8 protein-coding genes, 1 tRNA gene and 1 pseudogene are annotated in these 8,843 nt (G+C 49.4%); 6 read left to right on the top strand and 4 right to left on the bottom strand.

The features are described from left to right. Positions 1–43: 43 nt before the first annotated feature. Both NNO04_RS21740 and dkgB read left to right on the top strand, forming a co-directional pair. Positions 44–120: transfer RNA gene (locus NNO04_RS21740), tRNA-Asp, on the top strand. A gap of 163 nt (positions 121–283) precedes the next feature. Further along, positions 284–1,086, top strand: a pseudogene (dkgB, locus tag NNO04_RS21735) (2,5-didehydrogluconate reductase DkgB). On the opposite strand, the gene yafC reads toward dkgB, so the two are convergent. Continuing rightward, the gene (gene yafC, locus NNO04_RS21730) at positions 1,083–1,994 is read right to left on the bottom strand and encodes a DNA-binding transcriptional regulator YafC (protein ID WP_271446426.1); all 912 of its coding nucleotides are present in this window, start codon (positions 1,992–1,994) and stop codon (positions 1,083–1,085) included. The pseudogene dkgB and the gene yafC overlap by 4 nt on opposite strands. Positions 1,995–2,098: 104 nt before the next feature. Between yafC and NNO04_RS21725 the strand changes: the two genes are divergently transcribed. The 3 genes from NNO04_RS21725 to NNO04_RS21715 all read left to right on the top strand — a co-directional run bounded on the left by NNO04_RS21725 (position 2,099) and on the right by NNO04_RS21715 (position 5,048). Continuing rightward, complete coding sequence (locus NNO04_RS21725; RefSeq protein WP_271446425.1) at positions 2,099–3,274, top strand: MFS transporter; 1,176 nt, start codon at positions 2,099–2,101, stop codon at positions 3,272–3,274. A gap of 131 nt (positions 3,275–3,405) precedes the next feature. Further along, entirely contained in the window at positions 3,406–4,206 is an 801-nt protein-coding gene (locus tag NNO04_RS21720) for an endonuclease/exonuclease/phosphatase family protein (protein WP_271446424.1), read from the top strand. Positions 4,207–4,280: 74 nt separating this feature from the next. Beyond that, the gene (locus NNO04_RS21715; RefSeq protein WP_271446423.1) at positions 4,281–5,048 is read left to right on the top strand and encodes a class I SAM-dependent methyltransferase; all 768 of its coding nucleotides are present in this window, start codon (positions 4,281–4,283) and stop codon (positions 5,046–5,048) included. 47 nt (positions 5,049–5,095) lie between these two features. Here the strand turns inward: NNO04_RS21715 and mltD are convergent, their stop codons facing one another. Together mltD and gloB are read right to left on the bottom strand one after the other, a co-directional pair. After that, positions 5,096–6,460, bottom strand: a complete 1,365-nt coding sequence (gene mltD, locus NNO04_RS21710) for a murein transglycosylase D (RefSeq protein WP_271446422.1) — start codon at positions 6,458–6,460, stop codon at positions 5,096–5,098. Between the two features lie 68 nt (positions 6,461–6,528). Further along, a complete protein-coding gene (gene gloB, locus NNO04_RS21705) occupies positions 6,529–7,287 on the bottom strand; it encodes a hydroxyacylglutathione hydrolase (protein ID WP_271446421.1) in 759 nt (252 codons plus the stop codon). A gap of 32 nt (positions 7,288–7,319) precedes the next feature. Between gloB and NNO04_RS21700 the strand changes: the two genes are divergently transcribed. Further along, entirely contained in the window at positions 7,320–8,042 is a 723-nt protein-coding gene (locus tag NNO04_RS21700) for a class I SAM-dependent methyltransferase (protein WP_162383333.1), read from the top strand. Here NNO04_RS21700 and rnhA read toward each other — a convergent pair. Then, positions 8,039–8,506 (bottom strand): ribonuclease HI, encoded by a 468-nt coding sequence (rnhA, locus tag NNO04_RS21695; RefSeq protein WP_271446420.1) that lies wholly within the window; start codon positions 8,504–8,506, stop codon positions 8,039–8,041. The genes NNO04_RS21700 and rnhA overlap by 4 nt on opposite strands. Positions 8,507–8,843 lie beyond the last annotated feature (337 nt).

Genomic DNA, 8,843 nt, shown 5'->3' with positions numbered 1-8,843 from the left:
CAGTAGACTGATGTAAAATTCAGTAATTGTAGAAAAATTCGGTGGAGCGGTAGTTCAGTTGGTTAGAATACCTGCCTGTCACGCAGGGGGTCGCGGGTTCGAGTCCCGTCCGTTCCGCCACTTATTAAAAGCCCTGAGTTAACACTCAGGGCTTTTTCTTTATCTGCGATTTGGTTATTGCTAAATTCGCAAAAATCTTCTGCGTTTAAGCCTCTTTTTCCTCATATCTCCCACAGCGATAATCCTCCTCTGCTAATGAACAGCATTAATAAAGAGGAATTCAATGACAATCCCTGCATTTGGTTTAGGTACTTTTCGCCTGAAAGACGACGTTGTAATCGCATCCGTAAAAACCGCCATTGAGTTGGGTTATCGTGCTGTCGATACCGCACAAATCTATGATAATGAAGCCGCTGTCGGGCAGGCAATCGCAGAAAGCAACGTACCGCGCAGCGAACTCTACATCACCACCAAGATCTGGACAGAAAATCTGAGCAAAGAGAAGCTGGTCCCAAGCCTTAAAGAGAGCCTGCAAAAACTGCGTACGGACTATGTCGATTTAACCCTGATTCACTGGCCTTCACCTAATGACGCAGTGTCAGTAGAAGAGTTTATGCAGGCGCTGCTGGATGCGAAAAAGCAGGGATTGACGCGCGAAATTGGTATCTCAAACTTCACTATCCCGCTGATGGAACGAGCTATCGCTGCGGTTGGTGTAGAAAACATCGCAACGAACCAGATCGAACTCTCTCCGTATCTGCAAAACCGTAAAGTGGTGGATTGGGCGAGTGAACACGGTATTCACATTACCTCCTACATGACGCTGGCTTATGGCAACGCGTTGAAAGATGAAACGATTATCCGTATCGCGACGAAGCATAATGCGACTCCTGCTCAGGTGATTCTGGCATGGGCGATGGGCGAAGATTATTCAGTGATCCCGTCCTCAACCCGGCGTGAAAACCTGGCAACCAACCTGCGGGCGTTGGATCTGCAACTGGATGCTGAGGACAAAAAAGCGATCGCCGCCTGGATTGCAACGATCGCCTGGTGAGTCCGGAAGGGCTGGCGCCGAACTGGGATTAACTCACCTGCGTGCGGGTGGCGACGCTATCCGCATGTTCACTGAGAAAATCGATAAACGCGCGAATACGCGGGCTGACCGCCTTATCGCTGTAGTACACCGCACTAAACGGCATCTCGACAGGTACACGATGTTCGGCGAGCAGTTCAACAAATTCTCCCTGCTCCAGCTCTTTCGCAATCATATAGTCTGACAGACACGCGATTCCGTTGCCGCTCAGACACAACTGCTTAATCGTCTCTCCACTATTAGAAGAAAGCCCGCTGCTAATTTCATGAAGTTGTCCATCGCAGCAGAAGACTGGCCAGGTATTCAGCGTAGCCGGTTCGGTAAAGCCTAAGCAGAGATGATCTTTCAGATCGGCAACGGTTTCTGGTTTGCCATATTGTGCAATGTAATCCGGCGAAGCAATAATTTTACGGTAACTGGTAAACAGTGGACGAGCGCGAAGGCTGGAATCACTCAGCGTGCCGGCGCGGATCGCCACATCGACCTTCCTCTCGATAAGATTGATAAAGGTCTCCGAGGAGACCAACGAAAGAGTGATCTCCGGATAACGCTCGCGAAACGGTTTGATTAGCGGCGTAAGAAAGTTAAGCGTTACTGGCGTTGCGGCATCTATACGCAGTAACCCACGTGGGGTGTTGCGCGTTTCCATAATTTCAGTCTCTGCGGCGGCCATTTCCTGCAATATTGACTGTACGCGCCTGAAATAACGCTCGCCTTCCTCCGTGAGGCTTAACTGGCGTGTTGTGCGATTAAGCAAACTCACACCCAATTTCATTTCCAGTTTTTTGACGGCACGACTCACTGCGGAGTTAGCCTGGCCAAGTTGCTCTGCGGCGCGGCTGAAGCTACCACTTTCCACCACCGCAACAAAAATCGTGAGTTCTTCCGATGTCGCTTTCATTTTTGCACCTGAAGCAAAATTATATTGAGATTTTGGATATTTTTGTTATTAAAGCACCACTGCATACTACGTGTCATCTACTTACTGATGATATGGAGTGACTTATGCCTCTGGCGTTACTTGCACTGACAATCAGTGCCTTTGCAATTGGCACAACCGAATTTGTGATAGTGGGCCTGGTGCCTACCATTGCTGAACAGCTGTCGATCTCGTTGCCTTCTGCGGGGTTATTGGTCTCAATCTATGCACTGGGAGTCGCAATTGGCGCTCCGGTGCTCACAGCATTAACCGGAAGTTTGCCACGTAAACAGCTACTGGTTGCATTGATGGTTCTGTTTACTGCCGGAAATATTTTGGCATGGCAGGCGCCAGGGTACATGACACTGGTTGTTGCTCGTCTGCTGACGGGACTGGCGCATGGTGTGTTCTTTTCCATTGGCTCGACAATTGCGACGAGTCTGGTGCCAAAAGAGAAAGCCGCGTCAGCCATTGCCATTATGTTTGGCGGTTTAACGGTTGCACTGGTAACAGGCGTTCCACTGGGAACCTTTATCGGTCAGCATTTTGGCTGGCGCGAAACGTTCCTTGCTGTATCGCTGCTCGGTATCATCGCGCTTATCAGCAGTCTGATTCTGATTCCGGCGAATATACCAGGCCGTGCCGCCGCGTCGATTCGTGATCAGATACGCGTGTTAACGCACCCACGTCTGCTGATTATCTATGCCGTCACCGCGTTAGGTTATGGTGGCGTATTTACCGCGTTTACCTTTCTGGCGCCAATGATGCAGAGTCTGGCGGGGTTTTCACCGGCAGCCGTGAGCTGGATTTTGCTGGGGTATGGTGTTTCTGTGGCAATCGGCAATATTTGGGGTGGCAAGCTGGCGGATAAGCATGGCGCAGTTCCGGCGTTGAAATTTATCTTTGCCGCGCTGGTTGTGCTGCTGATGGTCTTCCAGTTCACGGCATCAATACAATATGCTGCGCTGGCGACTATCCTGGTGATGGGGATCTTTGCTTTTGGCAACGTGCCTGGATTACAGGTGTATGTGGTACAAAAAGCGGAACAATTTACGCCAAATGCCGTGGATGTCGCTTCAGGCCTGAATATTGCCGCATTCAACATTGGGATTGCGATAGGGTCCGTTGTGGGTGGGCAAACCGTACAGCACTTTGGTTTAGCGCAAACACCGTGGATTGGTGCGGTGATCGTGCTGGGAGCCTTCTTACTCATGGGAGTGAGTGGACGACTGGATAAACCGTCACGCATTGCCCTGGGTTAAGCTATTGATGTGAGTGCTTGCTTACAAAACAATATGTAATTGTCCGTTGAAAGTGTGAGCTAAAATCCCTATAACAGAAGAACCAGTCCGGATCCGGGCTGGTTGACGTTATAGAGGTTTGAAAGTCAAAAGTGCGAAAAAACACCTATGCCATGCGCTATGTCGCCGGACAACCTGCAGAACGGATTTTACCGCCAGGGTCGTTTGCGAGTATCGGCCAGGCATTACCAGCCGGAGAGCCGTTAAGCAGTGAAGACCGCATTCGGATCCTGGTGTGGAATATCTTCAAACAGCAGCGTGCCGAATGGCAGTCGGTGCTGAAGAACTTCGGCAAAGATGCGCATCTTGTTTTGCTGCAAGAAGCGCAAACTACGCCAGAGCTGGTGCAGTTTGCAACCGCTAACTATCTGGCTGCTGATCAGGTTCCGGCTTTTGTTCTGCCTCAACATCCTTCTGGCGTAATGACGCTTTCCGCCGCTCACCCCGTTTACTGCTGCCCACTTCGCGAACGTGAGCCGATCTTACGCCTGGCGAAATCTGCGCTGGTGACGGTCTACCCGTTGCCAGATACGCGATTATTGATGGTCGTAAATATCCATGCGGTTAATTTCAGTCTGGGAGTCGATGTATACAGTAAGCAGTTACTTCCTATTGGTGACCAGATTGCACATCATAGCGGCCCGGTGATAATGGCTGGCGATTTCAATGCCTGGAGCCGCCAGCGTATGAATGCGCTGTACCGCTTTGCGCGTGAAATGTCGCTTCGTCAGGTGCGTTTTACGGATGATCAGCGCCGTCGGGCCTTTGGCCGTCCTCTTGATTTCGTCTTTTATCGTGGTCTGAACGTTAGCGAAGCCTCTGTACTGGTCACGCGCGCTTCTGATCATAACCCACTACTTGTTGAATTCAGTCCCGGCAAACCTGAGCAATAGGTGTGTCAGGTCTGCCGTAGGGCAGGCCTGTCGCGGTGCTGCCCTTTACCTCCTAACCAGAAAAGGGCAATACAATGACAACACACTCTCATCATGACAACGTCGAAAAACAGTTTGGTTCACAGGCGAATGCCTACTTAACCAGTGCCGTACACGCAACCGGCCGTGATTTGCAGCGTCTGGCCGAAAGGCTGTCTGCGTTTCCTTTGGCTCACGTTTTGGATATGGGATGCGGGGCGGGTCATGCCAGTTTTATTGCCGCGCAGAATGTGCAGCGCGTTGTGGCGTATGACTTGTCCTCGCAAATGCTGGAGGTGGTTGCACAAGCCGCGAGCGAGAAAGGGTTGAGCAATATTACTACGCGGCAGGGTTATGCCGAAAAGTTACCCTTTGACGATCAATCATTTGATGTGGTTATCAGCCGTTATTCTGCCCATCACTGGCATGATGTTGGCACGGCGCTGCGGGAGGTGTGCCGTGTATTGAAACCGGGCGGCAGACTGATAATGATGGATGTGATGTCGCCGGGGCATCCGGTTCGCGACATTTGGTTGCAGACGGTTGAAGCATTGCGCGATACCTCACACGTGCGCAACTATTCAAGCGGTGAGTGGCTCTCTTTAATTAATGACGCGAATTTGGTCGTCGATTCGTTGCTGACCGATCGTTTACCCCTGGAATTCAGCTCATGGGTAGCACGGATGCGCACACCGGCCGCATTAGCACAAGCCATACGCATGTATCAGGAGAGCGCATCGGGGGAGGTGAAGGTCTACTTTGCGTTGCAGGAAGAGGGTTCCTTTACCAGCGACACCATCATGATTGAAGCGCGTAAAGCGTAAATAAAAAAGGCACCGGGGGAATCGGTGCCTTTTTCACATTATGCTTATCAGGAGTCTGGCATACCGTTGTTTTTCACAAACAACGTTAGCTGATCGCCGGGCTGCAGATTATCCGTATCGTTGTTCCAGCGCATCACATCTTTGATGTTAACGCCGTGACGTTTAGCGATGCTCGAAAGAGAATCCCCTTTACGTACACGATAGGTAATACTGTCACTGTTGTTAGCCAGTCGCTGCGCGCTAGTGCCCGCGCCAACCGTCAAACTTTGCCCCACTTTCAGGCTGGAACCACGCAGGTTGTTCCACTGCTTCAGATCGCTTGCTTTCACGCCAAGACGCGAAGCGATGCCCGAAAGCGTGTCACCAGAGCGAACCGTGTAGCTACGGCTGTTCAGTGGCGTATTATCTGCAACTAACGTTGACTGTACCGCCGCAATTTCACCGGAAGCCAGAGATTCACGTAGTTGCGCTGCATGCTTCTTTGGAATCATCACGTATTGCGGGCCGCTTGCACCCAACGTGGAGCCTTTCACGCCAGCATTAAACGTCTTTAGCTTGCTGACGGAAATACCCGCCATATCTGCAACCTGCGCCATTTCTACCGGGCTGTTTAAGCGAACACGCGCCAACGCTCGACTTTCGTCTGTCGTAGGCAGACGCACGCCATAGCGTTTGCTGTTTTTGAGAATATCGCTCAAAGCCAGCATTTTTGGCACGTACTGCTTCGTTTCCTGAGGCAATGGCAGTGACCAAAAGTCCGTCGCTTTACCACGAGCTTTATTCGCTTTCATCGCCTTCATAACGCGACCTTCGCCGCTATTGTATGCGGCTACAGTCAACAGCCAGTCGCCATCAAACATTTTGTTCAGACGTTGCATCATGTCCAGCGCCGCCGTTGTGGATGCCACAACATCGCGACGAGCATCATAACTGCGCGTCTGTTTTAAACCATAATTGCGCCCCGTGCTCGGAATGATCTGCCAAATGCCAGCTGCATTGGCGCCAGACGTCGCGTGAGGATCAAAAGCGCTCTCCACTATGGGTAGTAGTACCAGTTCCATAGGCATGTTACGTTTTTTAACTTGCCCGGCTATCCAGTACATATACGGCTCTGCCCGTAAAGTTACATCGTGGAGATAGCTCTTATTGCGTAAATATTTCTGTTTCTGTTCGCGAATCCGGTTATTTTCCGGAATTCCCATCTTTAGCTCGTCACCAATGAAAGCCCACAAGTCTTGATCTGGCGCGATAGACGTCCCATCGTCCATCCATCGGGCCTGACTTGCAAACTTTCCTGCTTCCCCTTGACCAGCTGCAGAAAGGCTCTGTGCGTGTTGTTGGACACCAGCGTTCTGAGACGACTGGCACCCTACAAGCAGGACAGAGGCGAGTAATATCGCTTTTGCCTTCATGTGTGTGTCAATAGTTGCTTAAAAGACGACCGATCATAACGGCGAAGTTTGCGAATGACAAGTAGGAATTATCGGAAGCTGTCTTTCTTTGACCTTAACCAGGCAAAACGCTCTTCAGGGTGTTGCAATATTGTTTCTTTATTGATTTTTTCAATTAAATCAATATCTTCAGTTCTTAGAAAAATATTATTTCGCCGCTCATTTTCCAGCGTTACGGGGAGTGTCATTTGGTTTTTTGCGCGTAACTCCTTAACTTTACGGAAATATTCATTTATGAACGAATCGTGCGGTAGAATGCTTAATGCAAACTTTATATTTGATAAAGTATATTCATGTGCGCTACACACCAGAGTATCATCAGGAAGCTCGCTTATTTTTTTAAGTGATTGATACATCTGAGATGCCGTTCCTTCAAACAGACGCCCACATCCCCCTGAAAACAGGGTGTCTCCGCAAAATAGATAAGGATGGCTAAAGTAACAGATATGTCCTAAAGTGTGACCCGGTGTGGCAAATACACTAAATTCATACCCTAAAATGAGTGCAGTATCGCCATCTTTGACTACCTGAGTCGTTCCCTTATCTTGTGTCTCTGCCGGTCCGTAAACCACAATTTTAGGAAAATGCTCACAGAGTTCTTTCACTCCGCCAACGTGATCCTGATGATGATGAGTAAGCAAAATCGCTTCCGGCTGCCAGTGATGCTCCGCAATTGCATCTAACACGGGTTTTGCGTCACCAGGATCGACAATCAGGCAACGCCCTTCATTATTATTAAGAACCCAGATGTAATTGTCCTGAAACGCGGGAATACTGTTAAGATTCATAGATTACCTCTGAAACGTAGCGGAAGGTCGTGATGAAACCGGCAAGGATCCCTCAAACTGCTATAGCACCTGAATGCTGGGGCGATTTGCCCTGGGGTGAGTACTATCGTGAGGCGCTGGAACAACAACTTAACCCGTGGTTCGCTAAAATGTATGGTTTTCACCTGCTTAAGGTTGGCAATTTAAGCGCAGAAATCAACTCGGAAGCGTGCGCTGTCTCCCACCAGGTAAATGTTTCCGCACAAGGTTCGCCGGTCCAGGTTCAGGCCGACCCATTACATCTTCCCTTTGCCGACAAATCTGTTGATGTGTGTTTGTTGGCGCATACGTTGCCCTGGTGCGCCGATCCGCATCGCTTACTACATGAAGCCGATCGCGTGTTAATTGATGATGGCTGGCTTGTCTTAAGCGGATTCAATCCCGTAAGCCTGATGGGATTACGCAAGTTGGTGCCGGTATTACGTAAAACGAGTCCCTATAACAGCCGAATGTTTACGCTTATGCGTCAGTTCGACTGGCTATCCCTGCTGAATTTTGAAGTGTTGCACTATAGCCGCTTTCACGTCTTGCCCTGGGCAAAGCAGGGAGGGAAACTGTTGAGTGCGCATGTTCCGGCATTAGGTTGTCTGCAGCTTATTGTTGCGCGCAAGCGAACCATTCCGCTCACGCTTAACCCAATGAAACAAAATAAAAACACAGCGCGGATTCGGCAAGCCGTCGGTGCGACCCGCCATTACCGCAAACCCGACGCCTAAGCTTCCGGCTGATACCCGGTGTCTTCCTGAGTGGGATTCATTGCAGCAGCACGCGCAAGTTCATCACAGCGTTCGTTTTCTGGATGACCGGCATGGCCTTTTACCCATTCCCATTTAATGTGATGCTGGCCCAATGCCGCGTCGAGACGCTTCCAGAGATCAACATTTTTCACCGGTTTTTTATCTGCGGTTTTCCAGCCACGTTTTTTCCAGTTGTGGATCCACTGCGTAATCCCCTGGCGAACGTACTGGCTGTCGGTGCTCAGTACAACTTCGCACTGCTCCTTCAACGCTTCCAGCGCGACAATGGCCGCCATCAACTCCATGCGGTTATTTGTCGTAAGGGTATACCCTTCATTAAAGGTTTTTTCGCGGCCGCGATAACGTAAAATAGCGCCATAACCGCCAGGCCCTGGATTGCCGAGACAAGAGCCATCGGTGAAAATTTCTACCTGTTTAAGCATCTCTGGTAGACTTCCTGTAATTTGAAATCGAACTGTAAAACGACAAGTCTGACATAAATGGTTGCTTTGAGCACCTCCAAATACTCACTCAACGTATCGGAAAGAAAAGATCATTGTCTGCCCGTTTCTGGATTGAAGTGACTCATTGTGGGTAGGCATAAATGTGATGTATTTGTTTGATAATAATCTATAGGAAATTTTATTTGACAGGAATTGAAACTTTTTTGTTAATATATAATTTCTTTTTGGTGATCTAAATCTGTTATCAGGGGATGGGATAGTTATTGCTTTGATTCTATTATCATATATCAAATCTGATATTGAATTATTCCTGATG

The sequence above is a fragment of the Citrobacter sp. Awk 4 genome (genome assembly GCF_028069725.1).
Taxonomy (GTDB): Bacteria; Pseudomonadota; Gammaproteobacteria; order Enterobacterales; family Enterobacteriaceae; genus Citrobacter_D.
Note: the sequence above shows the minus strand (reverse complement) of the source record. Positions and strands in the feature narration are given on the sequence as shown.

Coding starts and splice junctions, on each gene's coding strand:
- NNO04_RS21700 (WP_162383333.1), top strand. CDS start 7,320: ATGAAACCGGCAAGGATCCCTCAAACTGCTATAGCACCTGAATGCTGG.
- NNO04_RS21715 (WP_271446423.1), top strand. CDS start 4,281: ATGACAACACACTCTCATCATGACAACGTCGAAAAACAGTTTGGTTCA.
- gloB (WP_271446421.1), bottom strand. CDS start 7,287: ATGAATCTTAACAGTATTCCCGCGTTTCAGGACAATTACATCTGGGTT.
- mltD (WP_271446422.1), bottom strand. CDS start 6,460: ATGAAGGCAAAAGCGATATTACTCGCCTCTGTCCTGCTTGTAGGGTGC.
- rnhA (WP_271446420.1), bottom strand. CDS start 8,506: ATGCTTAAACAGGTAGAAATTTTCACCGATGGCTCTTGTCTCGGCAAT.
- yafC (WP_271446426.1), bottom strand. CDS start 1,994: ATGAAAGCGACATCGGAAGAACTCACGATTTTTGTTGCGGTGGTGGAA.
- NNO04_RS21725 (WP_271446425.1), top strand. CDS start 2,099: ATGCCTCTGGCGTTACTTGCACTGACAATCAGTGCCTTTGCAATTGGC.